General features: G+C 73.2%; 21 protein-coding genes. 8 read left to right on the plus strand and 13 right to left on the minus strand.

Annotation, left to right across the window (positions count from 1 at the left end; translation table 11 throughout):
* Positions 1-57: 57 nt before the first annotated feature.
* Positions 58-1,356 (minus strand): CAP domain-containing protein, encoded by a 1,299-nt coding sequence (locus AC0665_RS35640; RefSeq protein ID WP_478706614.1) that lies wholly within the window; start codon positions 1,354-1,356, stop codon positions 58-60.
* 425 nt (positions 1,357-1,781) lie between these two features.
* Here AC0665_RS35640 and AC0665_RS35645 point away from each other — a divergent pair, with 425 nt between their 5' ends.
* Complete coding sequence (locus AC0665_RS35645) at positions 1,782-3,023, plus strand: SGNH/GDSL hydrolase family protein (RefSeq protein WP_478706615.1); 1,242 nt, start codon at positions 1,782-1,784, stop codon at positions 3,021-3,023.
* Here the strand turns inward: AC0665_RS35645 and AC0665_RS35650 are convergent, their stop codons facing one another.
* The 4 genes from AC0665_RS35650 to AC0665_RS35665 are packed head-to-tail and all read right to left on the minus strand — an operon-like array spanning position 3,024 to position 9,479.
* Positions 3,024-5,960 carry a helix-turn-helix transcriptional regulator gene (locus AC0665_RS35650; RefSeq protein ID WP_478706616.1) on the minus strand — a complete coding sequence of 979 codons (2,937 nt, stop codon included), beginning with the start codon at positions 5,958-5,960 and terminating at the stop codon, positions 3,024-3,026. It lies immediately after the preceding gene.
* 50 nt (positions 5,961-6,010) lie between these two features.
* Complete coding sequence (locus AC0665_RS35655) at positions 6,011-6,364, minus strand: UBP-type zinc finger domain-containing protein (protein WP_478610607.1); 354 nt, start codon at positions 6,362-6,364, stop codon at positions 6,011-6,013.
* A complete protein-coding gene (locus tag AC0665_RS35660) occupies positions 6,361-7,806 on the minus strand; it encodes an ATP-binding protein (protein ID WP_478706617.1) in 1,446 nt (481 codons plus the stop codon). The genes AC0665_RS35655 and AC0665_RS35660 overlap by 4 nt, the downstream gene beginning before the upstream one ends.
* Positions 7,803-9,479, minus strand: coding sequence for an NAD(P)/FAD-dependent oxidoreductase (locus AC0665_RS35665; RefSeq protein WP_468639156.1), 1,677 nt, complete (start codon positions 9,477-9,479; stop codon positions 7,803-7,805). Before AC0665_RS35665 ends, AC0665_RS35660 begins: the two co-directional genes overlap by 4 nt.
* 182 nt (positions 9,480-9,661) lie before the next feature.
* Here AC0665_RS35665 and AC0665_RS35670 point away from each other — a divergent pair, with 182 nt between their 5' ends.
* Positions 9,662-10,543, plus strand: a complete 882-nt coding sequence (locus tag AC0665_RS35670; protein ID WP_468406254.1) for a universal stress protein — start codon at positions 9,662-9,664, stop codon at positions 10,541-10,543.
* Positions 10,544-10,558: 15 nt separating this feature from the next.
* Here AC0665_RS35670 and AC0665_RS35675 read toward each other — a convergent pair whose 3' ends face one another.
* The 3 genes from AC0665_RS35675 to AC0665_RS35685 all read right to left on the minus strand — a co-directional run bounded on the left by AC0665_RS35675 (position 10,559) and on the right by AC0665_RS35685 (position 13,311).
* Positions 10,559-11,791, minus strand: a complete 1,233-nt coding sequence (locus AC0665_RS35675) for a DUF4032 domain-containing protein (RefSeq protein WP_478610602.1) — start codon at positions 11,789-11,791, stop codon at positions 10,559-10,561.
* 41 nt (positions 11,792-11,832) lie between these two features.
* Complete coding sequence (locus tag AC0665_RS35680) at positions 11,833-12,579, minus strand: MBL fold metallo-hydrolase (RefSeq protein ID WP_478706618.1); 747 nt, start codon at positions 12,577-12,579, stop codon at positions 11,833-11,835.
* Between the two features lie 108 nt (positions 12,580-12,687).
* Positions 12,688-13,311 (minus strand): alpha-ketoglutarate-dependent dioxygenase AlkB, encoded by a 624-nt coding sequence (locus AC0665_RS35685; RefSeq protein WP_478610599.1) that lies wholly within the window; start codon positions 13,309-13,311, stop codon positions 12,688-12,690.
* 103 nt (positions 13,312-13,414) lie between these two features.
* Between AC0665_RS35685 and AC0665_RS35690 the strand changes: the two genes are divergently transcribed.
* Together AC0665_RS35690 and AC0665_RS35695 are read left to right on the plus strand one after the other, a co-directional pair.
* Positions 13,415-14,050, plus strand: a complete 636-nt coding sequence (locus AC0665_RS35690) for a TetR/AcrR family transcriptional regulator (protein ID WP_478706619.1) — start codon at positions 13,415-13,417, stop codon at positions 14,048-14,050.
* 17 nt (positions 14,051-14,067) lie between these two features.
* Complete coding sequence (locus AC0665_RS35695) at positions 14,068-15,741, plus strand: FAD-binding dehydrogenase (RefSeq protein ID WP_478706620.1); 1,674 nt, start codon at positions 14,068-14,070, stop codon at positions 15,739-15,741.
* 21 nt (positions 15,742-15,762) lie between these two features.
* Here the strand turns inward: AC0665_RS35695 and AC0665_RS35700 are convergent, their stop codons facing one another.
* Positions 15,763-16,113: a DUF488 domain-containing protein gene (locus tag AC0665_RS35700; RefSeq protein ID WP_468639165.1), complete on the minus strand. Its 351-nt coding sequence runs from the start codon at positions 16,111-16,113 to the stop codon at positions 15,763-15,765.
* A gap of 145 nt (positions 16,114-16,258) precedes the next feature.
* Between AC0665_RS35700 and AC0665_RS35705 the strand changes: the two genes are divergently transcribed.
* The gene (locus AC0665_RS35705) at positions 16,259-16,702 is read left to right on the plus strand and encodes a DUF6098 family protein (protein ID WP_478610592.1); all 444 of its coding nucleotides are present in this window, start codon (positions 16,259-16,261) and stop codon (positions 16,700-16,702) included.
* Positions 16,703-16,913: 211 nt separating this feature from the next.
* Here the strand turns inward: AC0665_RS35705 and AC0665_RS35710 are convergent, their stop codons facing one another.
* Together AC0665_RS35710 and AC0665_RS35715 are read right to left on the minus strand one after the other, a co-directional pair.
* A complete protein-coding gene (locus AC0665_RS35710; RefSeq protein WP_468406270.1) occupies positions 16,914-17,168 on the minus strand; it encodes a WhiB family transcriptional regulator in 255 nt (84 codons plus the stop codon).
* 102 nt (positions 17,169-17,270) lie between these two features.
* Complete coding sequence (locus AC0665_RS35715) at positions 17,271-18,488, minus strand: saccharopine dehydrogenase family protein (RefSeq protein WP_478610591.1); 1,218 nt, start codon at positions 18,486-18,488, stop codon at positions 17,271-17,273.
* Between the two features lie 112 nt (positions 18,489-18,600).
* On the opposite strand from AC0665_RS35715, the gene AC0665_RS35720 reads away from it, so the two are divergent.
* Positions 18,601-19,308: a TetR/AcrR family transcriptional regulator gene (locus tag AC0665_RS35720; protein WP_478706621.1), complete on the plus strand. Its 708-nt coding sequence runs from the start codon at positions 18,601-18,603 to the stop codon at positions 19,306-19,308.
* A 13-nt stretch (positions 19,309-19,321) separates the two neighbouring features.
* Here AC0665_RS35720 and AC0665_RS35725 read toward each other — a convergent pair whose 3' ends face one another.
* Positions 19,322-20,221: a LysR family transcriptional regulator ArgP gene (locus AC0665_RS35725; RefSeq protein WP_478706622.1), complete on the minus strand. Its 900-nt coding sequence runs from the start codon at positions 20,219-20,221 to the stop codon at positions 19,322-19,324.
* 69 nt (positions 20,222-20,290) lie between these two features.
* Here AC0665_RS35725 and AC0665_RS35730 point away from each other — a divergent pair, with 69 nt between their 5' ends.
* Together AC0665_RS35730 and AC0665_RS35735 are read left to right on the plus strand one after the other, a co-directional pair.
* The gene (locus AC0665_RS35730) at positions 20,291-20,908 is read left to right on the plus strand and encodes a LysE/ArgO family amino acid transporter (protein ID WP_478511228.1); all 618 of its coding nucleotides are present in this window, start codon (positions 20,291-20,293) and stop codon (positions 20,906-20,908) included.
* 81 nt (positions 20,909-20,989) lie between these two features.
* A complete protein-coding gene (locus tag AC0665_RS35735; RefSeq protein ID WP_478706623.1) occupies positions 20,990-22,282 on the plus strand; it encodes an MFS transporter in 1,293 nt (430 codons plus the stop codon).
* 4 nt (positions 22,283-22,286) lie between these two features.
* Here the strand turns inward: AC0665_RS35735 and AC0665_RS35740 are convergent, their stop codons facing one another.
* Positions 22,287-22,742, minus strand: coding sequence for a cyclic nucleotide-binding domain-containing protein (locus AC0665_RS35740; protein ID WP_366053552.1), 456 nt, complete (start codon positions 22,740-22,742; stop codon positions 22,287-22,289).
* Positions 22,743-22,874 lie beyond the last annotated feature (132 nt).

A 22,874-nucleotide genomic window follows, 5' to 3' on the forward strand; every position in this document is an offset into this window, starting at 1 on the left:
TCTTCCTCCGCCAAGATCGCGCGCGGGCGGGGAGGTTGGGCGGGGTGGCCGCCGGAGTCAACCGCCGAGGAGCTGCGTCCAGTACATGCCCGCTCGGCCACCGCACGCGAGGCCGACGCCGATGTGGGTGAAGCCGGGGGTGAGGATGTTGGCCCGGTGGCCGGGGCTGTTCATCCAGCCCTCCACGACGGCGGCGGGGGAGCGCTGGCCGCACGCGATGTTCTCGCCGACCGCACGCCGGGTCGAACCCGCGGCGGCGGCCCGGTCCCAGGGCCTGCTGCCGTCGGGCGCGGTGTGCGCGTAGAACGCGCGGGCCACCATGTCCGCGCTGTGCGCCTGCGCGGCCGCGGTGAGCGAGGGGTCGGCCGCCAGCGGGGGCAGCCCGGCCCGGGCACGTTCCCGGTTGGTCAGGTCGATGACGGCCGCCGCGGTGCCGGCCAGCCCGTCCGGCGTGAACGGCCTGGCCCACAGCGCCGTCCAGTAGGTGTCGCCGCCGGGGCCGTCGGACACCCGGGCCAGCCCGGCGTGGGTGAACACCGGGTCGTTCAGGGTGCGCCGCGGCCCGTCCGTGCGCAGGCAGTACGCGACGAACTCGGCGGGCGTGCGCGGGCCGGACACCAGGTGCTCCCCGAGGGTGAGGTACGCGAACCCGGCGCCGGTGACACGCTGGTAGACGGAGACGCCGTCGCGCGTCTCGACACCGAGGCGTCCGGCCGCGGCCATGGCGGCGGCGTGCTCCCGGGCCGCCGCCAGGAGACGGGCGTCCAGGGCGACGGGCGGTGAACCGGCGGACGTGCGGGCGGAGTTGACCGCGGCGAGAAAGCCGTCAGGGTCGGGTGCGGAAGGAGCGCCCGGGGAATCGCCCGGCGGTGTGCCGTCGTCCGTGACGTCGACGCCGAAGTCCCGGGCGAGGCCCGCCAGTCCGTCCGCGTACCCCTGGCCCAGTGCGCGCAGCTTCCAGCGGTCGCCGCGTCGGTACAGCTCCGCGAGCAGCAGCAGCGTCTCCTGCCGGGGGCGTGGCGGGGTGAAGCGGGCGAGCGGGCGGCCGTGCGCGTCGGCGACCTGGAGCGTGGGGGAGGGGAGGCGGTCGAGACCGGTCCCGGGCTCGGCGGGGCTGACGGCGACGGTGACCCGGTCGGCACCGCTGCGCAGGCCCTGCGGGTCCACGGTCAGCGTGTCACCCGTCAGGCGTGCTCCCGGCGCCGACGGCTGGTTGTAGAAGACGAAGTCGCCGTCGCCCCGGACCTTTCCGCCCTCGTCGGTGATCAGCGCCGACACGTCGAACGGCCCGGGCACCCGGATGCGCACCGCACCGCCGGGAAGCACCAGGTTGCCCCCGGGAACCAGCTCGTCCATCGTGCCGCCCTGCCCTCCCCCTGAGCGCTCCGGTCGCCAGGACAACGGCCGCCGGGGCGGGAGGGTTCCCCCCACCGCGACGAACCGGGGCAAGTCGACGACCGCGCGGGGGGATCCGGCGGCCCCCGCCCCGGCCACCGCGCGGAGGGACCTGGCCGCTCTCCACCCCCACACCGCGCCGAGGAATCGGCAGTCGCCCCGGGCGGCGACGGGATCGGCGTACCGAAAACTCCCTGACCGAGACCGGAGTCCGCCGACCTGGGTACTCCTGTCGCCATGATCGAAACGCAGTTCCCGTCGCGACCGGCGCACACCGAGCCGCCGCCCTCCTCGCGCAGCGTCGGCGGCCGCACCACTACCGTGGCGGGCCTGGCCCCGTGACCCCGCGCGCACACGACCGACCGGCCGAAGGAGCGCCGACGACGATGCCCCACCCCGCACGCCCCCGCTGCCGTGCCGCCCTGGCCGCCCTCTCCTGCTGCGTCGCGCTGGGCTGCGGGACCGGCACGGTACCCCCGGGGGACGGGCCGGGCCCGACGCCCAGCGCCCCGGCCGCGTCCGGGCGCGGCGTGGTGACCTGGGCCTCCTCGGCCCACCACATGGGCGCGGCGACCGGCGGCCGCGGCTACCGGCTGATGGTGCACACCAGCGTCGGCGGCACCGGCCTGCGGGTACGGCTCTCGAACGCCTTCGGCGACCGGCCGGTGACGTTCGGAAACGTCCACGCGGGCCTGCGACGGCACGGAGCGGAACTCGTCCCCGGCAGCAACCGGCGCCTCACCTTCGGCGGCGCCCGCTCCGTCACCGTCCCCGCCTGCGGCATCGTCTACAGCGATCCGCTGCCCGTCCGCGTCCCCGCCGGGCGCACCCTCGCCGTCAGCCTGTACGTCGCCCGGGCCGGCGGCACCCTCACCGGACACTGGATGGCGCTGCAGACGTCGTACACCACCGAGGGCGACCACACCGCGGAGGAGGGCGCCGCCCACTGGAAGCGGCGGACCGGCTCGTGGTCCTACCTCGACGCCGTCACCGTACGGCCCCGCAAGCAGACGGGTGCCGTGGTCGCCCTCGGCGACTCCATCACCGACGGCCGGCGTTCCACGGCCGGCCGGAACCACCGCTGGCCCGACTACCTGGCCCGCCGCCTGCGCTCGTCCGGAACCACGGTCGAGGGGGTGGCCAACGCGGGTATCGCCGGGAACCGGGTCCTGCTCGACGGCCCAGGACAGAGCGCGCTGAACCGTCTGCAGCGGGACGCGCTCTCGCTGCCGGGCGTGCGCACGGTGTTCCTCTTCCAGGGCGTCAACGACATCAAGGGCGAGCCCGGCGCCACAGGGGCGGGGCTGATCGCCGGGTACCGCAGGCTGGTCGACCGGGCGCACGCGGCGGGGAAGTGCGTCGTCGGCGCCACGATCGGCCCCTACAAGGGCTGGCAGGAATGGGACCCCGCCGGGGAAGCCGTGCGCCGGCAGGTCAACCGCTTCATCCGCGACAGCGGCGCGTTCGACGGGGTCGCCGACTTCGACCGCGTCCTGCGCAGCCCCGACGCCCCCGAGCGGATCTGGCCCGTCTTCGACGGCGGCGACCATCTGCACCCCAACGACAAGGGGATGCGGGCGCTGGCCGCCGCCGTCGATCCGAAGACCCTCGACTGCGGCACCGGCTAGTCAGCCCGACGTCGACGGCTCCGGGGCGATGAGTCCCTCGCGGTGGGCGATCGCCACGGCCTCGCCGCGGCTCGACGCGCCCACCTTGGCGAGGATGTTGGAGACGTGCACGCTCGCCGTCTTGCCGCTGATGAACAACTCCTCGCCGATCTGGCGGTTGCTGCGGCCCAGGGCGAGCAGCCGCAGTACGTCCTGCTCGCGCGCGGTGAGCAGGGCGGCCCGGGCGTCGCCGCCCGGCCGGTCCGACAGCCGGCCGCGACGGATCAAGGCGTCCACCCGTTCCCGCAGCGGCGTCGCGCCGAGGAGGTCCGCGGTCTCCCGGACCGCCCGGGCCTCGGCCGCCGCGTCCTCACGGCGCCCGGCCGCCAACAGGGCCTCGGCGTAGCGCAGCCGGCACCGCGCCCGCTCGTAGACGTCGCCGTACCCGAACGCCGTCACCACCTTCTCCCAGGCGGCCGTCGCGTCCGGCCCCGCCGCGGCCCTGATCCACTCGGCCTCGGCGCGGGCCAGCCACGCCTGCCCCTCGGGGCCCTGCGGCGTGCCGTCGTCGCGGGTGGCCATGGTCCGCGCCAGTTCCACCAGTTCGGTCGCGGTGCCGGTCCAGTGGCGGGCCCCGGCCTCGTCCCCGGCCAGTCGCTGTCCGACGGCCGCGTCGGCCACCGCCGACAGCGCCAGCGCGGCGAGCCGCACCGTGACGTCCGGGCGGGTGCCCGTCTCGTCGGTGAGGGCCGTGACCGTGGCCCGCATCCACCGCACCGCGTCCTGCGGGTCCCGGCGCTGCGCCGCCGCGTCGGTGAGCACGATGCCCGCGACCAGGGTTGCCATCCAGTCGAACGGCCCCTCCAGCAGGGCTCGCGCCCGGTCGGCGGCCGTGAGGTCACCCCGTGCGAGCGCCACGTACAGCGCGGGACCGGCCGTGTACCCGCCGGCGGCCGGGAGCACCTCGGCATCGGTGGCCGCGGCGCGCACGCACTCGTCCCAGCGGCCCAGCACGTGCAGCACCAGCAGCCGCAGGTAGCGCATCTCCAGCGGATACGGCGACGAGAGCAGACCGGCGCGCCGGGCCCGGTCCAGGCCCTCCGTCAGCCAGGGCACGCACTCCGCGAGGTCGCCGTTCTCGTAACAGCCCATGGCGAGGTTGAACAGGGCCCGCAGCTCCACGGCCGCGTTGCCCGACCGCGCGGCCAGTTCCCGGGCCTTGAGCAGCCGTTCCCGCCCCCGCGGGCTGCGCCGCCCGCCGCTGTCGAAGCCGGCCAGGGAGATCAGCAGGTCGGCCTGGGCGTCGGTGACCCTCAGCCGCTCGGCCACGTCCAGGGCCCGGCGGGCGACCTTCAGCGCGGTGTCGTTCTCCCCGACGTAACGTGCGGCCATGACGTGGGTGGCAGCGGCCCACACCCAGGTGTGCGACGGCGGATCCTCCGGGATCATCGCCAGCGCCTCACTGCTGTAGGCGAACGCCGCCGTCAGGCTGTCCACGCTCAGCAGGTTCCCGGCGAGCGTGTAGCGCACCCGCGCGGCGAGTTCGGAGTCGGCGTCCTGGCCGAGCTCGGCCAGCGCGGACCGGGCCAGGGACACCGCCCGGTGCAGCTCCCCGGCGTGCGCGGCCGCCGCCGACGCCCGCAGCGTCAGCGTGGCCCGGTCGGTGCCCGCGCCGGAGGGCCGGGCCTCGGCGCCGACCGCCGGCCACAGGTCCAGGGCCGCTTCGAGATGCCGCTGCTCCTCGGCGGGCGCACCGACCCGCTGGGCGTGATCGGCGGCCTCCAGGGACGCGGCCAGCGCCTCGGCGAGGTCGTGACTCTCCCGGTAGTGGTGGGCACGCTCGGCGGCGCTCTCGGCGAGGTGCCCGCGCCCGGCGAGCAGCCGCGCGAACGCGCCGTGCAGCCGCGCCCGCTCCCCGGGCAGCAGATCCGCGTAGACGGCCTCACGGGCGAGGGCGTGCCGGAACGAGTACGTGTCGTCGTCCCCCGCGACGAGCAGTTGCCGCCCCACCGCCTCCCGCAGCGCCGACTCCAGCTCGGCCTCCGGCAGCCCGGCCGCTTGCCGCAGCAGGTCGTGCTCCACCCGGCGCCCGGCCACGGACGCGGTCCGCAGCACCTGCTGGGCGGTCTCGGAGAGCTGCTCGAAACGGATCAGCAGCACATTGGCGAGCCCGCTGGGCACACCGCCGGACTCCGTGTCGGTGGCGGCAAGCAACTCCTCGGCGTAGAAGGCGTTTCCCTCGGCCCGCTCCACGATGCGCCGCACGGTGGCGTCGGGCAGCGGCCGGCGCTCCAGGGCCCGCACCAGCCGGTCCACCTCGGAGTCGGCCAGCGGCCGCAGCTCCAGCCGCTCCACGACGGGCAGCCGGATCAGCTCCGCCAGCAGCGGCCGCAGCGGGTGCCGGCGGTGCAGGTCGTCCGCCCGGTACGAGGCGAACACCGCGAGCCGCTGCCGCAGCACACCCCGGCCGAGCAGGAACCGCAGCAGGTCCCGTGACGACTGATCGGCCCAGTGCAGGTCCTCCAGCACGAGCAGCAGCGGCGCGACCTCGGCGACCTGGGCCAGGAGTCCCGCCATCCCCTCGAACAGCCGCAGCCGCCCGTCCACGTCCCGCTCGGAGCCGGTCCCGGCCCCCAGCAGCCGTTCCACCACGGGGTGGGCGGCCAGGGCGTCCGAGAACCGCTCGTCGGCGGCGAGCACCCCCAGGATCTCGGTGAACGGCAGGTAGGGCAGTCCGACGTCGCCGAGGTCCACGCAGTGCCCGGTGACCACGGTCATGCCCGTCGCGGCAGCGTGCCGCCCGGCCTCGTCGAGCACCCGGGTCTTGCCGACACCGGCGTCCCCGGCGATCAACACGGCCCGGGCCTCGCCGTCGCGGGCACGCTCCAGTACGCCGGAGAGCCGCGTGAGTTCGGCGTCCCGCCCGACGACGGGCGTGGCCGATGAAGCCTGCTGCACAGGTCCAACCTTCTCTTTCAGCAGCGCGGGGACATGACAGCCTCGGGCTCCTAGGCGCGCAGCACCTTCGCCCAGTCGGCGGGCACCCGCCCCGCAGGCCCCGGCGTGGGCTGATCGGCCGGGTGACTCACCGGCCCGGCCAGCTCCGGCCCGCCCTCGTACAACTCGTTCGTCTCGTAGTTCCAGTACCAGTCCTCGCCCGGCTCGAAGCTCTGCACGAACGGATGCCCGGTGTCCCGGAAGTGCCCCGTCGCGTGCTTCGCCGGCGAACTGTCACAGCACCCCACGTGCCCGCACTGCGCACACCGGCGCAGATGGAACCACCAGCCCCCGGCCGCGTCGCACTCGGCGCACCCGCTGCCGCTCGGCGGCACCTGCGGGTCGATCCCGTTCTCGTCACTCATGCCGACTCCTCCTCGACCGCTGTCAGCGGAAGCAGTACCTGGAAACGCGTGTCACCGGGCCGCGACTCCACCCGGATGCCGCCGTGGTGCTTGTTGACCACGATCCGCCAGGAGATGTCGAGCCCGAGCCCGGTCCCCTCGCCCACCGGCTTGGTGGTGAAGAAGGGATCGAAGATCCGCTCCCGGTCCTGGGCCGGGATGCCGACGCCGGTGTCCCGGAACTCCACCAGCACCCGGTCGTGCTCCCGCGCCGTCCGAACGGTCAACGTCCCTTCCCCGCCCGCGCTGTTCATCGCCGAGACCGCGTTGTCGATCAGGTTGGTCCACACCTGGTTGAGCTCCGCCGGGTACGCCGGGATCCTCGGCAGCGTGCGGTCGTAGTCCTTGACGACCCTGATCCGCCTGCCGATCTTCCCGGACAGCATCAGCAGGGTGGAGTCGAGGAGTTCGTGCACGTCGGCGTTCTGGAAGGGCGCCCGGTCGAGCTGCGAGTACTGCTTCGCCGCGTCCACCAGGTGCGAGATGCGCGTGGTGGAGTCGTGGATCTCGTCCATCAGCAGCTCGGTCTCGACGGTGTAGTTGAGCCAGCCGATCGCGCTCGGCAGCATCTCCTCGTCGACGGCGGCCGCGACCTGGTCGAGCCAGTCCACGTCGAGACCGGCCTGGACGAACGTCGGCGCGATCCGCCACCCCTCGGGGATGCCCTGGTCGTCCAGCCAGTCGGCGACGGCGTCCTCCCGGTCCGACGCCTCCAGCGGACTGAGCACCGGCGCCTTGGCGACCCGCTCGGCGGTGCGCTCCTGGATGTCGATGAGGTTGGCCATGACCTCGGGGGAGTACGAACCCTGGGCGATGACCGCCAGTTTGTGGCGCATCTTGCCGACCCGCTCCCGCAGGGTCGACGTCGCCCGCACGGCCGCCGCGGCCGGGTTGTTCAGCTCGTGCGTCAGACCGGCGGACAACGAGCCGAGCGCCAGCAGCCGTTCGCGCTGGCCGATGGCCCGCTGGGTGCTCTTCGAACCGAAGAACAGCCCCTCCAGCAGGTGCACCGCCATCGGGAACCACTCCTGCATGATCTCCGCGAAGGTGTCGGCGGGCAGCACGAAGAACCGTGTCGGCTCCGTGACGCGCATGGAGTTGTTGTAGACCTGCCGCACCCGGTCGCCCAGGTACGCCTGCATCGAGCCGGCGTACACCCCGCGCTGCGAGGTCCGGGTCACCTCCACGTCGTCCCCGCCGACCCGGCGGTACAGCACCACCGTGCCCTCCAGCATCACGTAGAAGCAGGTGGCGGGCTCGCCCTCGGTGTACACCGGCCCGGGCTCGAAGCGTTCCACGCGCCCCTCGGCGCACAGCCGCCCCAGCTGCTCGGGCGTCAGCTTCTCGAACAGGAACAGGGAGCCGATCTCCCGCGGGCTGCACGGCGCCGACTGCCCGCTCATGACTGCTCCAGGTACCGGTGGACGAGCATCACGGCCATGGCTCCCTCTCCGACGGCCGACGCGACCCGCTTCGCCGACTCCGAGCGGGCGTCGCCCGCCACGAACACCCCGGGCACGTTGGTCTCCAGGTGGTAGGGCGGCCGGTCCAGTTCCCAGCCCTGCGGCGGGCGTCCGTCGGCGGTCAGATCGGGCCCGGCGAGGATGAACCCGCGCTCGTCCCGCAGCACCGTGCCGTCCAGCCAGTCGGTCAGCGGGGCCGCGCCGATGAAGACGAACACCCACTGCGCGTCGACCTGTTCGGTGTGCCCGCTGTCCACGTCCCGCAGCGTCAGCCGCTCCAGGTGGCCGTCGCCGTGTGCCTCCTCGACGACCGTGCGGGTGCGCACCTGGATGTTCGGGGACTCCTCGATCTGCTGGATCAGGTAGTGCGACATGGACGCCGCCAGCGACGCGCCGCGCACCAGCAGCGTCACCGACTTGGCGCCCCGGGACAGGTACATCGCCGCCTGCCCGGCGGAGTTGGCGCCGCCGACGATGTACACGTCCTGGTCCTGGCAGGAGGGGGCCTCCGTCAGGGCCGACCCGTAGTACACCCCGCACCCGGTGAGGTCCTCGCAGCCGGGCGCCGCCAGTTGCCGGTAGGAGACCCCGGTCGCGAGGATCACGCTGTGCGCGGCGAGCGCCGAGCCGTCGGAGAACCGGACGATCCGGGCGGCGCCGTTGACCTCCAGGGCCGTCACCTCGCGCGCCGTGAGGATCTCGGCGCCGAACTTCGCCGCCTGCCGCCGCGCCCGGTCGGTGAGCTGTGCGCCCGACACCCCGTCGGGAAAGCCCAGGTAGTTCTCGATGCGGGAGCTCTGGCCGGCCTGCCCGCCGGTCGCCGACCGCTCCACCAGCACGGTCCGCAGCCCCTCGGAGGCACCGTAGACCGCGGCGCCGAGCCCGGCCGGGCCGCCGCCGATGACGACCAGGTCGTAGAAGTCGGCCGTCGGCGTGGTCGCCAGCCCCACCCGGGCGGCGAGATCGACGGGCTCCGGCTCGACCAGGGGGGTGCCGTCCGGTGTGATCACTACCGGCAGGCGCATCCCGTCCTCGCCGGCCGCGGCCAGCAGCCGCCGCCCCTCCGGCTCGTCGGAGGAGTACCAGCGGTAGGGCACCTGGTTGCGGGCCAGGAACTCCCGCACGTCCGAGGAGCGCGAGGACCAGCGGTGCCCCACCACCTTGGTGCTGGGCACGGGCCGGAAGTCGCTGGAGCGCCATGCCAGCAGCAGATCGTCCAGGACCGGGTACAGCTTCTCCTCGGGCGGGTCCCAGGGCTTGAGCAGGTAGTGGTCGAGGTCCACGACGTTGATCGCGTCGATCGCGGCGTTGGTGTCCGCGTACGCGGTCAGCAGCACGCGCCGCGCCCCCGGGTAGACGTCCAGGGCCTGTTCGAGGAACTCGATGCCGTTCATCTGCGGCATCCGGTAGTCGGCCAGGATGACGGCCACGAGATCGCCGCGCAGCTTGAGCTCCCGCAGCGCCTCCAGAGCGGACGCGCCGGACTCCGCCCGCACGATCCGGTACGACGCGCCGTAGCGCCGCCTCAGGTCCCTGGCGACGGCCCGGGACACCCCGGGGTCGTCGTCCACGGTCATGATGACGGTCCGCGCCGTATCGGCGGCCTGTGCCATGCGTCCCCCACACCGGGCGGTCGACTCACGGCACGGCGTCCCGGAGCACCGCGCCGACCTCCGCCCATCGTATGTTCGATCGTCGTGCCGCGCTCCGATACGGAGATCGGTTCCGATCGGCCCGTCCGGCGTAGGGAAGACTGGGCGGCGCACGTAGTGATCGTGACAAGGGAGGCAGCGGGATGACACGCCCGATCACCGCAGGGGTCGACGGATCGCAGGAGAGCCTCGCGGCCCTGGCCTGGGCGGCGCGGGAGGCGGTGCGGCGCGACCGGCCGCTGCACGTGGTGCACGCCTGGCGGTTCGAACAGCGGGAGGCGCTCCAGGCGGGGATCGAGGGGGACGCGGACAGCCAGGCCGAGTGGGTGCACAGCGCGGTGTCCGAGGCCGTCGGGACCGTCACCGAGCGGCACCCGGACCTCACGGTGACCACCGACGTCATCGAGGGCGAGGCCGCCGACACCCTGGTCGCCGCCGCGGCCGATGCCGAGATGCTGGTGCTGGGCTCGCGCGGGCACGGCCGCATCATCGGGTTCCTGCTCGGCTCGGTCGGCCAGCAGGTGCTCGCCGCGGCCACCCGGCCCGTGGTGCTCGTCCGGGCCGGTGACGACGCCTCGTCCGAGGCCGGGGGTCGGGAGATCGTCGTGGGCCAGCAGGGCGACCCGGAGGACAGCGCCGACGCGCTGCGATTCGCCTTCGAGACGGCCGCGGCGCGCGGGGCGACCGTGCGGGTCGTGCGGGCCTGGAACCTGCCGCCCGTCTTCGCCTACAGCCCGGGCTCGCTGAAGCTGCTCGACGAGGCCGGGGGACTGGAGCCGTACGAGAAGAAGAGCCTGGCCGCCGCGGTCCGGCCCTGGCGGGAGCGCTTCCCGGGCGTGCCCGTCGAGGAGCACGTGGAGATGGGCAGCGCGAGCCAGGTTCTGCTGTCGGTCGCGGGGACGGCGCAGCTGATGGTCGTCGGCCGCCGGGCCCACCGCACGGCCGTCGGGGCCCGAATCGGGTCGGTGGCCCACGGGATGCTGCACCACGCGGACTGCCCGGTGGCGGTGGTGCCGCACGGGTGACGGCCGGGAGCCGTCTCACTCCGTCGTCGGCTGCAGCGTCTTGCGCGCCTTGGGCAGGATGTTGGTGATGTAGTCCTCGACCGCCGTCTCGATGCCGATGTCGTGCTGGGCCTGCTCGGACATGTACCAGCGGTGTTCGAGGAGCTGGTGGTAGATCTCCGCCGGTTCCATCGCGCCGCGCAGTTCGAGGGGCACGGCCCGCACGGTCGGCCGGAACACCTCCCGCACCCAGCGGTGCGCCAGCACCTCGGGGCGGGCTCCGAGAGGATCGCCGGGCGCGTAGTCGTCCTGGGTCGCCATCCAGCTCTCCAGATCGTTCAGCAGCCGCCGGGCCTGGTTCTCCTCCGTGTCCAGACCGGTCAGGCGCAGGAGCTGGCGCTGGTGGTGGCCCGCGTCGACGACCTTGGGCACGAAGCTGACGGTGTCGCCGTTCGAGGCGTGTTCGATCTGCATCTCGGCGACGTCGAAACCGAGGTCGTTCAGGCGTCGGATGCGGCGCTCTATGTAGTGGTACTTGCCGGCCGGGTAGACGGAGGCCCGGGTCAGCTCGTCCCACAGACCTCGGTAGCGGGCGCAGATCTCCATGCCGAACTCGATCGGATCCACGGAGGGGTGCAGCGCCCCGGACGCCTCCAGGTCGAGCAGCTCCCCGCTGATGTTCACGCGGGCGAGATCGAGGTCGTACTCCCGCTGCCCCTGGCTGAGTTGCGCGTGCAGGTCACCGGTCTCGGCGTCGACGAGGTAGGCGGCGTAGGCGCCCGCGTCGCGCCGGAAGAGGGTGTTGGACAGCGAGCAGTCGCCCCAGGCGAACCCGGCCAGGTGCAGCCGCACAAGGAGCACCGCCAGGGCGTCCATCAGCCGGTGCATGGTGGCCGGACGCATGGTCGTCTCGAACATCGAGCGGTACGGCATCGAGCCGCCCAGGTGCCGGGTGACCAGGACGCTCTCCAGCGGGGCGCCGCTCGCGTCGGTGCGGCCGGTGACCACCGCCAGCGGGTCCACCGCCGGGATGCCGATCCGGTCGAGGTCGCGCAGCAGTTCGTACTCGCGCAGCGCGGGCCGCTCGGCCAGTTCCTTGACGGCGATCACCTCGTCGCCGGCGCGGGAGTAGCGCACCACGTGGCGGGAGATGCCGCGCGGCAGCGGGACGAGGTACTCCTCGGGCCAGGTCTCCAGGGGCAGGTCCCAGGGCAGTTCCAGCAAGAGCGCGGGGTGCTCGGGGTTCGTCGCGCTGATCTGCAGTGCCATGCGCCCGGTGTCCTTGTCTCGCCGCCGATCGTCGCCTCACTCTAAAGGGCGCGTTCCCGGGCCCGGTGCGCGGCGTCGCGTACCGGACCGCGGTGGACCGGCCCGTGCCCGGGGAGCAGCAGATCGCCCTCCAGTTCCGCCAGGACGTCCAGGGAAGCCAGGGCCCGGGCCCGCTCGCGGTGGAACATGTCCGGCAGCAGTTGCGGCCCCTGGACGCGCGCGGTGGGATGCCCGCTGACCAGGGCGTCCCCTGAGATCAGCACCCCGGTGCCGGGCAGGTGGAAGGCGCAGTGCCCGTCGGTGTGGCCCGGGGTGTGCACCGGGACGGGACGCCCCGGCAGGTCCAGGGCGCCCGCCGCCGGGAAGGCCCGCGGGGCGGTGACCGGGACGTGGGCCGTGCCGCCCGAGCGCAGCGCGTGCACCGCCCAGGGCAGCACCCCGGGCCGCCAGCCGTTCCTGAGCACCGTCCCGACGGACACCTGGTGCAGGAAGTCGCGGCGGGCATGCGGCACTTCGGCCTCGTGCAGGAGGACGGGCGTGCCGTGGGCGGCGCTCAGGTACTCGGCGGAGCCCAGGTGGTCGTTGTGCGCGTGCGTGATCAGCACCGCCTCGACCGCCTCGGGGGAACTGCCCACCTGTGCCAGCGAGGCGAGCACCTGCTCCCGGTCCCCCGGGTAGCCGGTGTCGACCAGTGTGACGGCGTCCCCTTCCGTGAGGATCACCCAGTTGGTGTTCGAGCCGTGCACCAGATAGGTGCCGTCCGCGACGTGCCGTACGTCCGCCCGCATGTTCGCCCCGCCCCGTGATTCCTGCTACCGGCTCGACGGGAGAAGAAAAGCAGACCCGGGCGGCGGACCCGACAGCCGGGTCGTGCGGCGGGTTTGTCCGGTCCGCCGTCAGCGCACGCCGTGCGGGCGGAACTGGATGCTGATGCGCGGCTCCGTCGCCCGCGCGCTCTTGGGGATCGAGTGCTCCCAGGTGCGCTGGCAGGAGCCGCCCATCACGACGAGGTCGCCGTGGCCCAGCGGACGGCGCACGGTGTCCCGGCCGCCTCCCACCGGGCGCAGCAGCAGGTCCCGGGGCGCTCCCACGGACAGGATCGCGACCATGGTGTCCTCGCGCGCGCCGCGCCCGATCCGGTCACCGTGCCAGGCGACGCTGTCCCGGCCGTCGCGGTAGTAGCACAGCCCCGCCGTGGCGAACGGCTCGCCCAGCTCCTCGCCGTAGTGGGCGCTCAGCGCGTCCCGTGCCTCGGCCAGCACCGGGTGCGGCAGCCGGTCGTCCGCGCCGTAGAACGCCAGCAGGCGCGGGACGTCGACCACGTTGTCGTACATCGTGCGGCGCTCCGCCCGCCACGGGACGTCGGCGGCCAGCTGTTCGAACAGTGCGTCCGAGCCCCTGAGCCACCCCGGCAGCACGTCGATCCACGCGCCGAAACCCAGCTCGGTGCGGCCGATCCCGTCCAGAGACCCGAGGCACAGCTCATCGGCCTGGTCGAAGAGGGAGCCTTGCAGGTGCATACGCCCAGCGTACCTCCAAATCGAAAATGTGTTCCATAGAGAACCTCCCTCTTTCGATACACCGATGTATCCAATACAGTCCTGTATCGAAAGGGGGCCGGACATGGCTGCAGCAGGCACCGGGCGGGGGACCAGGCGCCGGGTTCACACCCGCGCCAACCTCCTGGACGCGGCGTTCACCGTCTTCGCGGCCAAGGGCTTCGGGCACGTCTCGATCGAGGAGATCTGTGAGGCCGCCGGCTACAGCAGAGGGGCCTTCTACTCCAACTTCTCCAGCCTCGACGAACTGTTCTTCGCCCTGTACCGGGACCGGGCCGACCTGATCGCGGAGCAGGTCTCCGGGGCCCTCGCCCTCGACGGGCCCGACCTGGACGTGCCGACCGCCGTGGACCGCGTCACCGGTGTGCTGCTCCTCGACCGCGACTGGCTGCTGGTCAAGACGGACTTCCTCGTGCACGCCGCCCGTGACCCGGAGGTGGCGCGCAGCCTGCTCGAACACCGCGCGCGGCTGCGGCGGGCGATCGCCGAGCGGCTCGCCCGGGCCCGCGGGCACACCCCCCTGCCCGCCGTGCTGGGCGACACCGACGGCGCCGCCCGCGCCGTGGTCGCCGCCTACGACGGCGTCACCGCGCAACTGCTGCTGGACCGGGACCTGGAGCACGCCCGCGCCTGGCTGAAGCAACTGCTCACGGCCCTGCTGACCGATGGCAGCGGCACCCTCGATCACTCGCGGAACTGAAGAAGGGAACGGTCGCCATGGATGCCGATGTCATCGTCGTCGGAGCGGGCCTCGCCGGCCTGGTCGCGGCGCACGAGCTGACCAGCCGGGGACGGCGGGTCGCCCTCGTCGACCAGGAGAACGCCCACAACCTCGGCGGCCAGGCGTTCTGGTCCTTCGGCGGGCTGTTCCTCGTCGGGTCGCCGGAGCAGCGGCGTCTGGGCATCAAGGACTCCTTCGACCTCGCCTGGAGCGACTGGCGCGGCAGCGCGGGCTTCGACCGGCTGGAGGACGAGGACTCCTGGGCCGTGCGCTGGGCCCGCGCCTACGTCGAGTTCGCCGCGGGGGAGAAGCGGTCCTGGCTCGACGGGCACGGCATCACGTTCCTGCCCACCGTCGGCTGGGCCGAGCGCGGCGACCTCACCGCGCACGGGCACGGCAACACGGTGCCCCGCTTCCACATCGCCTGGGGCACCGGCACCGGTGTCGTCGAACCGTTCGTGCGCTACGCCCGGCAGGCCGCCCGCGACGGCCTGCTCACCTTCCACCACCGCCACCGCGTCGACGCCCTCGTCGTCGAGGGCGGCACCGCCCGGGGCGTGCGCGGCACCCTCCTCGCCGAGGACACCTCACCCCGCGGGGTCGCCTCCAACCGCGACCCCGTCGGCGAGTTCGAGCTCACCGCCCAGGCCGTCATCGTCACCAGCGGCGGCATCGGCGCCAACCACGACATCGTCCGCCGCCACTGGCCCGAGCGCCTCGGCACGCCGCCGAAGGACATGGTCACCGGCGTCCCGGCCTACGTCGACGGACGGATGCTCGACATCAGCGCCGAGGCGGGTGTCCGGCTGGTCAACCGCGATCGCATGTGGCACTACACCGAGGGCCTGCGGAACTGGGACCCGATCTGGCCCGGGCACGGCATCCGCATCCTGCCCGGACCGTCCTCGATGTGGTTCGACGCCCTCGGCCGCCGCCTGCCCGGTCCGTACCTGCCCGGCTACGACACCCTCGGCACCCTGAAGCACCTGCGCACCACCGAGGACATCGCCGGTCACGACCACTCCTGGTTCATCCTCACGCAGAAGATCATCGAGAAGGAGTTCGCCCTGTCGGGCTCCGAGCAGAACCCCGACATCACCGCCAAGGACCGCGCCGGATTCCTCAAGGAACGCATCCTCGGCAAGGGCGCGCCCGGACCGGTCGACGCGTTCCTGCGCAAGGGGGCCGACTTCGTGACGGCGGCCGGCATAGAACAGCTCGTCGCCAAGATGAACGACCTCACCGACGAGCCGCTCCTGGACGCCGCCGCGATCAAGCGCCAGATCGAGGCCCGGGACCTGCAGATCGCCAACCCCTACGCCAAGGACGCCCAGGTGCAGGGCATCCGCAACGCCCGCCGCTACATCGGTGACCGCCTCGGCCGCGTCGCCACCCCGCACCGCATCCTCGACCCCGCGGCCGGCCCGCTGATCGCCGTCAAGCTGCACGTCCTCACCCGCAAGACCCTCGGCGGCATCCAGACCGACCTCGACTCCCGGGCCCTCGGGACCGACGGCAAGCCGGTCGAGGGGCTGTACGCGGCCGGCGAGGTCGCCGGATTCGGCGGCGGCGGGGTCCACGGCTACAACGCCCTGGAGGGCACCTTCCTCGGCGGCTGCCTCTTCTCCGGCCGGGCGGCCGGCCGGGCGGCGGCGAAGCAGACCGCCTGATCCTGCTGAACGGCCCGTCCCTCAGTCCTGAAGGAGGCGGGCCAGTACGGCGGCGTGGCTCCGCTCGGGCGTCTTCGACGCGGTCAGCAGCGTCACATCACCCTTGGCGGCCAGGTCACGCACACCGTCGAGGGCCTCGACGGCCTCGTCGGCGGCGAGCTCCGCCTCGTAGCGCTCGGTGAACTCCTCGAAGGAGCCCTCACCCGCGTGGTACCAGCGGCGCAGCTCCGTCGACGGGGTGAGCGCCTTCGGCCACTCGTCCACCCGCGCCGCGTCCTTCGCCAGCCCGCGCGGCCACAGCCGGTCGACCAGGACGCGCGCCCCGTCCTGCGGGTCGGCGGGGTCGTAGACACGGCGCACGCGCACGCTCATGTTCGGCTCCTTTCTGCGGTGGTACGGGTGTGCCGCGAGCGTAACCCCGGCCGCGGCCCGTCACCGCCCGGCCGAACGGCCGGTTCCGCTCGTGCCGGGTGGGTACTCCGATCGCCTGGCAGCGCCGAGGAAAGGAGGTCTTGACATGAGTGCATCGGACGACCTGCCGGTCGTGCGCACTCTCGACGAACTCGCCGGGCTCGTGGACCGGCACCGTGGGCTGTACGTCCGCTGGTCGCGCGGCCCGGAGATCGATCTCCGCAAGGCGTCCAGCAAGGACGACCTGACCGGCGTCGCCCTGCCGGGCCTGTCCGCCAATTCGCTCGACGTCGAGGACTGGTGGGAGGAGCGGCCGGTCCGGGTGTGGGTGGCCCGCCGCCTGCACGACTACGGCCATCTGCCGCACGACAAGGGCCCCGGCGTACACCCCTGGGTGCTCGCCGGCCGGGAGGCCGCCCGCGGCCCCGACAACGAACCGCTGGTCGTCGACGTCCGGCCGATGTGCTGGATCGACCAGCAGGTGATCGACGAGGCGAAGGCCGAGGTGGCCCGGCAGGGGAACCCCTGGGGTCCGCTGCGCCGAGGCTAAGGCGCACCGCCCCGATCAGGCCGTCCGGAGCTCGCCGCGGAACGCGGGACCAGGTGCGCGCGTCCGAGGGGCTTCCGGTCGCTGCCCCCGAGCTATGCAACCCCCGGACCTGGCACTCGGTCACCACCCCCGAAACGTGCCGAACCCCCGGGGACCCGGAACCTGATCGAAGCGTCAGGTCCCGGGTCCCCGGGGGCGGCGGACCGCGGTGTCAGCCGGTGCGGCGGCGGGCCGCCGTGCGGCGCTTCAGGGCGCGCCGTTCGTCCTCGCTCGTCCCGCCCCACACGCCGATGGCCTGCCCCGTGTCCAGCGCCCACTGCAGACACTGCTCCTGCACCGGGCAGCGCCGATGGCACACCGCCTTGGCCTGCTCGGTCTGCAACAAGGCCGGGCCGGAGGTGCCGATCGGGAAGAAGAGCTCGGGGTCCTCGTGCCGACAGGCAGCGTGGTCACGCCAGTTGTCCATCGAAGTCACCTGCATCGCAGTAGAAAGTGCTCGTTCAGGAGCTTGCTCCCTATCGGGTCACCTGTCGATGCGTGATGAAACAGGGCCTTCCCGGACAGTCGTTCACTGCTCGCGCATGCCCCAGGGGGATCCGTAGGCCGTCAGCAGGTCGAGGAAGGGCCGGGCCGGGAAGGCCTCCGGGCCGAGCACGCCCGCCCCGGACCAGGCGCCGGTGGCGAGGAGTTCGAGCGCGACGACGGGGTTGACCGCCGTCTGCCACACCACGGCCTGCGATCCGTACTCCGCCATGGACCACTGGTTGTCGACCACGTGGTACAGGTACACCTCGCGCGCTTCGCCGTTCTTCACGCCCCGCACCCAGGTGCCCGCACAGGTCTTGCCGTGCATCCGCTCGCCCAGCGTCGCGGGGTCGGGCAGGCAGGCGGCGACCACGTCCCGGGGCGAGACCGCCACCGGTCCGTCCGGGCCGGGCACGGTCACCGGGTCGGTGCGGTCCAGGCCCAGCAGGTGCAGCGTCTTCAGCGTCTCGACGAACTCCCGGCCCAGGCCGTACTTGAACGTCACCCGGCGGGCGTCGACCCAGCGGGGGACGAGCAGCACCTCCTCGTGCTCGACGTTGACACACTCGACCGGGCCGATCCCCTCGGGGAAGTCGAACACCTCGGGCTCGCTGAACGGTTCGGTGGTGAACCAGCCCCTGCCCGTCTCGTAGACGACCGGCGGGTTGAGACACTCCTCGATGGTCGTCCAGATGCTGAACGAGGGCGCGAAGTCGTAGCCGTCGACGGTCAGATTCGCGCCGTCGCGGATGCCGATCTCCTCGATCTCGTCGAAGAGTTCGTCGGCGGCGTGGCGCGCGAACACATCCGACAGGCCCGGCTCCACCCCCATGCCGACCAGGGCCAGCAGCCCCTCCTTCTCCCACTCGGGGGCCTGCGCGAACTGCTCGTCGCCGAGCTTGACCCCGCACTCCTCGTAGGGCCGTTCGGCATGCGGGCGGGACAGGGACATCGCCATGTCGAGATAGGTGGCGCCCGCGGCCCGGGCCGCACGGAACAGCGGCATCACGAAGCGGGGGTCGGTGGCGTTCAGGAGGACGTCGCAGCGGTGCTCGGCGAGCAGGCGCGCCACGGCCCTCTCGTCGCCCGCGTCGACCTGCTCGGCGCTGAACCGGGCGTCGCCGCCCAGCGCCGCGACCGCGGCCCCGGCCCGGCCGGGGTCGTAGTCGGCGACGACCATGGCCTCGAAGAAGGGCCGCCGAGCAGCGATCCGGGTGATCGCCCCACCCACGCCACCGGCGCCCACGAGCAGTACACGCATGACAGAAAACTCCCTGATTGCGAAGAACATGACGCGTCCTTGCGCAGATGAAACGCCGCCCCGTGTCATAAGGTCAATGGCGTTGGCATAAGGGAGATAGGTGGAGCACGTCGTGCCCAAGCCCGTGGTCCCCGAGGAGAAACGCCGTCGGCGCAGGCCCACCAAGAGCGGCACCGTGCTGTCCGAGGAGCTGATCGTCGAGACCGCGCTGCGCATGCTGCGCGAACACGGCAGCGCGGGACTGACCGCCCGCCGGCTGGGACTCGCCCTGGACGCCGACCCGAGCACGCTCTACCGGTACTTCCGGGGCATGGACGACCTGACCCTCGCCATCGGCGACGCCCTCATCGGACAGGCGCTGGAGGGTTGGCGGCGGACGGGGGAGTGGCGGGCGGACCTGCGTTCCTTCGGGCTGCGGGTCCACGCCGCGTATCTGGCCCATCCCCAGGCCGCCCTGCTCACCACGAACCGTGTCACGGGCCGGGCCCATGAGCTGGCCGCCGACGAGACCGTCCTGGACGTCCTGCGCACGGCCGGTTTCCCGCTGCCCGACACCGTGCGCATCTACCACGCCTTCATCGACCAGACCCTGGCCTTCGCCGCGCTGGACGCCGCCTCGCTGGCCCTGCCCAGCGACTCGCTCCACGCCGACGAGGACATGTGGCGCTCCACCTACGCCCAGCTGCCCGCCGCCACCCATCCGCGCATCGCCGAGGCGGCGCCCCTGCTCGCCACCCGCATGCTCACGAGCGCCTACCCGACGGCCCTGGAGATGCTGCTGGACAGCGCGGCGGCCCGGCTGGAGGCGGCAAGGGCCTGAGCGGGCCCGCGCGTCAGGCCAACAGCGCCTCCGCCGCGGTCGCCGTCACCGTCCGGGCCACCTGCGCCAGCGCCGGCGAGTCGAGCTTCCACTGCTGCCAGTACAGCGGCACGTCGACGGTCCGGCCCGGGGCGACGCCGACGAGCCGGCCGTCGCGCAGCAGGGGATCAGCCTGGGCCCTGGGCACCAGGCCCCAGCCCAGCCCGGCGGCGACGGCCTCGACGAAGCCCTCCGAGGTCGGGATGTGATGGCGCAGCGCGCTCGCCCCGCTCCGCCCCTCGGTGAGCCCGCGGACGAAGCCGTCCTGGAAGTCGTCCCGCCGGTCGAAGACCACCACGGGCGCCTCGGCCAGCACCCGCGCCAAGGGCCCGTTCAGGTGGCGCCGGGCGAAGTCCGGCGCGGCCACGGGAAGGTAGCGCATCCGCCCGAGCGAACGCACGGAGCAGCCGGGCACCGGGTCGGGCGACGAGGTCACCGCGGCCATCACCACGCCCTCCCGCAGCAGCGCCGCCGTGTGGTCCTCGTCCTCCCGGCGCAGCTCGAAGCAGACCCGCGGTTCCCGCGGCACGCGCGAGAGCACGGGCAGGAACCAGGTGGCCAGCGAGTCCGCGTTCACCGCGACCGACACCCGGACCGGTTCGCCGTCGTCGCTCAGCCCGAGCTCCGCCGCGGCGTCGTGCTCCAGCCGTGCCACCTGACGGGCCAGCCGGACCAGCACCGCGCCCGACTCGGTCGGCCGCACCGGCTTGGTCCGCAGCAGCAGGACCCGGCCCGTGCGCTGCTCCAGCGCCTTCACCCGCTGGCTGATCGCCGACGGCGTCACATGCAGCGCGGCCGCCGCCGCGTCGAACGACCCCTCGTCGACCACGGCCAGCAGGGTGCGCACCTGATCCAGGGGGAGATCGGTCATCATCACATCTGCTTACGATACGTAAGAATCATTAGCTGGACCCGGATCGGGGCGGTCCGTAGCGTCGACGCCATGACCAGCACCTTCACCGCCGGCGCCGCCGGTTTCGGCACCGGACTGTCCCTCATCGTCGCCATCGGCGCCCAGAACGCCTTCGTGCTGCGCCAGGGCATCCGCCGCCAGGCCGTCCTCGCCGTGGTCGCCATCTGCGCCCTCTCGGACGCGGCGCTCATCGCGCTCGGGGTCGGCGGCGTCGGCGCGGTGGTGGTGAAGTGGCCGGGGGCGCTGACGGCGGTCGGCTGGATCGGCGGCGCGTTCCTGCTGGGCTACGGCGTCCTGGCCGCCCGCCGGGTGTTCCGGCCCGGCGGCGACGCCCTGCGGACGGAGGGCGAGGCGGCCGGATCGGTGCGCCGGGCCGTGCTCACCTGCCTGGCGATGACCTGGCTCAACCCGCACGTCTACCTCGACACCGTGTTCCTGCTCGGATCCGTCGCCGCCGACCACGGTCCGCTGCGCTGGACGTTCGGCCTCGGGGCGGTGCTGGCCAGCCTGTGCTGGTTCACCGCCCTCGGCTTCGGTGCCCGGATGCTCGGCCGTTTCCTCGCCAGGCCCGCCGCCTGGCGCGTCCTGGACGGCCTGGTCGCGGCCACCATGATCGTGCTCGGTGTCGTGCTGATCACCGGAAGCTGAGACCGGATGACGCGCACACGGCGACCGGTGCGATAGTGATCCCCGCCCGGAAAGATGTAGCGAGCATCGAGGAAGCGGCGCGTGGACACGAGCGAGAGCACGTCGCAAGAGCGGGAGTCCGGACCGGAGGCGTCCCGGCGACGCGGCCGACGGCGCTGGGCGATGGACACCCGCCCCCTGCGCCGCCCCGCCTACCGGCGGCTGTGGAGCTCGACCGTCGTCACGGCCGTCGGCAGCCAGCTCACCGCCGTCGCCGTACCCAAGCAGATCTACGACATCATGGGCTCCTCGGCCTGGGTGGGCGCCGCGAGCCTGGCCGGACTCGTGCCCCTGATCGTGTTCGCGCTGTGGGGCGGGGCGATCGCCGACACCATGGACCGGCGCAAGCTGCTGCTGATCACCAACATCGGCATCGCCGTCACCTCGCTGCTGTTCTGGCTCCAGGCGTTCGCCGGGCTGGAGTCGGTGACCGCGCTCATGCTGCTGCTCGCGGTGCAGCAGGCCTTCTGGGGTCTGAACGCGCCGGCCCGCAACGCCTCCATCGCCCGGCTGGTCCCCGAGGACGAACTGCCCGCGGCGGGCGCCCTCGGCTCGACCGTGATGCAGACCGGCCAGGTGGCCGGCCCGCTGCTCGCGGGCGCCCTCATCCCCGTCATCGGCCTGCCCGAGCTCTACCTCATCGACGCGCTGGCCCTGTGCGTGACGGTCTGGGCGGTGTACCGGCTGCCCCCGCTGCCGCCCCTGGCCGGTACGGCGGTGCGGCGGGCCGGCGTGAAGGAGATCGCCGCCGGGTTGCGCTACATCTCCGGCCACACCGTGCTGCTGCTGTCCTTCCTCGCGGACATCGTCGCCATGGTCCTCGGCATGCCCCGCGCCCTGTTCCCCCAGCTCGCCTCGCAGACCTACGCCCCCTACGGCGAAGGGCTCGCGCTGGGCCTGCTCTTCGCGGCCATCCCCATCGGTGCCGTCCTCGGCGGCCTGTTCTCCGGCACCTTCTCCCGGGCCCGGCGGCACGGCTGGATGGTCATCGCGGCGGTGGTCGTCTGGGGTATGGCCGTCACCGGTTTCGGACTGAGCCGCAACCTCTGGGTCGCGGTGGCCTTCCTGGCCCTCGCCGGGGTGGCCGACATGGTCTCCATGGTCTTCCGCGGGGCGATCCTGCTGTCCGCCGCCACCGACGAGATGCGCGGGCGCATGCAGGGCGTCTTCACCGTCGTCGTGGCGGGCGGCCCGCGCCTGGCCGACGTGCTGCACGGCACGGCGGGCTCCGCCTTCGGCCCGCGCACCGCCGTCGCGGGCGGCGGACTGGCCGTCGTCGCGGTGATGCTCGTGCTGGCCGCCGCCGTGCCGGCGCTGCGGCGCTACCGCGTCTGAGGTCTCACAGGGCTCCGCGCCGGTGCAGTGTGTACTGCTCCATCAGCTTGCCCCGGGTCATCTCCAGCCGGTGCGCGAGGACCTCGGCGACGTTGCGCACCAGCATCACTCCCAGCTCCGGGTCCTCCTCGCACAGCTTCAGCACGGCCGCCGCGTCGAACTCGTACGCCCGCACCGGGCTGAAGGCCACCGCGCCGAAGTCCCAGGTGTACGGCGGGAACAGCCAGGACCAGCCGAGCAGGTCGCCCGCGCCGAGGCTGGCCACGGTCACCCGTTGCAGGCTGTTCACCTGCTGGTCCAGGGAGACGGCGCCGGAGCGGATGACCCAGAAGCGGTCGGCCGGGCCGTCCGCCTCGAAGATGCGGGTGTCCTCGGGGAAGGACACCTCCCGGGCGAGCGTCATCAGACGCTGCCGCTGGGGCGGAGGCAGGGCGGTCAGGAGTTTGATCGCTTTGGTCATGCGGAGCTCCTCGCCGGGCGGTCGACTGCGGTGCTGTCCCTAAGCCCATTTCAGCCGCTGCCGAGGCCTGGGGCACCTCGGCGTACGAGACTTCTTCGAACAGCGCGCCCGGGCATGAAAAAGCCCTGGCTG

It is taken from the genome of Streptomyces sp. NPDC043685 (genome assembly GCF_056436585.1).

Excerpts from the sequence above, each read along its gene's own strand:
- AC0665_RS35710 (WP_468406270.1), bottom strand. The coding sequence starts at position 17,168 with ATGGACAACTGGCGTGACCACGCTGCCTGTCGGCACGAGGACCCCGAG.
- AC0665_RS35690 (WP_478706619.1), top strand. The coding sequence starts at position 13,415 with ATGGCTGCAGCAGGCACCGGGCGGGGGACCAGGCGCCGGGTTCACACC.
- AC0665_RS35695 (WP_478706620.1), top strand. The coding sequence starts at position 14,068 with ATGGATGCCGATGTCATCGTCGTCGGAGCGGGCCTCGCCGGCCTGGTC.
- AC0665_RS35640 (WP_478706614.1), bottom strand. The coding sequence starts at position 1,356 with ATGGACGAGCTGGTTCCCGGGGGCAACCTGGTGCTTCCCGGCGGTGCG.
- AC0665_RS35675 (WP_478610602.1), bottom strand. The coding sequence starts at position 11,791 with ATGGCACTGCAGATCAGCGCGACGAACCCCGAGCACCCCGCGCTCTTG.
- AC0665_RS35655 (WP_478610607.1), bottom strand. The coding sequence starts at position 6,364 with ATGAGTGACGAGAACGGGATCGACCCGCAGGTGCCGCCGAGCGGCAGC.
- AC0665_RS35670 (WP_468406254.1), top strand. The coding sequence starts at position 9,662 with ATGACACGCCCGATCACCGCAGGGGTCGACGGATCGCAGGAGAGCCTC.
- AC0665_RS35660 (WP_478706617.1), bottom strand. The coding sequence starts at position 7,806 with ATGAGCGGGCAGTCGGCGCCGTGCAGCCCGCGGGAGATCGGCTCCCTG.
- AC0665_RS35685 (WP_478610599.1), bottom strand. The coding sequence starts at position 13,311 with ATGCACCTGCAAGGCTCCCTCTTCGACCAGGCCGATGAGCTGTGCCTC.
- AC0665_RS35645 (WP_478706615.1), top strand. The coding sequence starts at position 1,782 with ATGCCCCACCCCGCACGCCCCCGCTGCCGTGCCGCCCTGGCCGCCCTC.
- AC0665_RS35715 (WP_478610591.1), bottom strand. The coding sequence starts at position 18,488 with ATGCGTGTACTGCTCGTGGGCGCCGGTGGCGTGGGTGGGGCGATCACC.
- AC0665_RS35705 (WP_478610592.1), top strand. The coding sequence starts at position 16,259 with ATGAGTGCATCGGACGACCTGCCGGTCGTGCGCACTCTCGACGAACTC.
- AC0665_RS35680 (WP_478706618.1), bottom strand. The coding sequence starts at position 12,579 with ATGCGGGCGGACGTACGGCACGTCGCGGACGGCACCTATCTGGTGCAC.
- AC0665_RS35665 (WP_468639156.1), bottom strand. The coding sequence starts at position 9,479 with ATGGCACAGGCCGCCGATACGGCGCGGACCGTCATCATGACCGTGGAC.
- AC0665_RS35730 (WP_478511228.1), top strand. The coding sequence starts at position 20,291 with ATGACCAGCACCTTCACCGCCGGCGCCGCCGGTTTCGGCACCGGACTG.
- AC0665_RS35700 (WP_468639165.1), bottom strand. The coding sequence starts at position 16,113 with ATGAGCGTGCGCGTGCGCCGTGTCTACGACCCCGCCGACCCGCAGGAC.
- AC0665_RS35740 (WP_366053552.1), bottom strand. The coding sequence starts at position 22,742 with ATGACCAAAGCGATCAAACTCCTGACCGCCCTGCCTCCGCCCCAGCGG.
- AC0665_RS35725 (WP_478706622.1), bottom strand. The coding sequence starts at position 20,221 with ATGATGACCGATCTCCCCCTGGATCAGGTGCGCACCCTGCTGGCCGTG.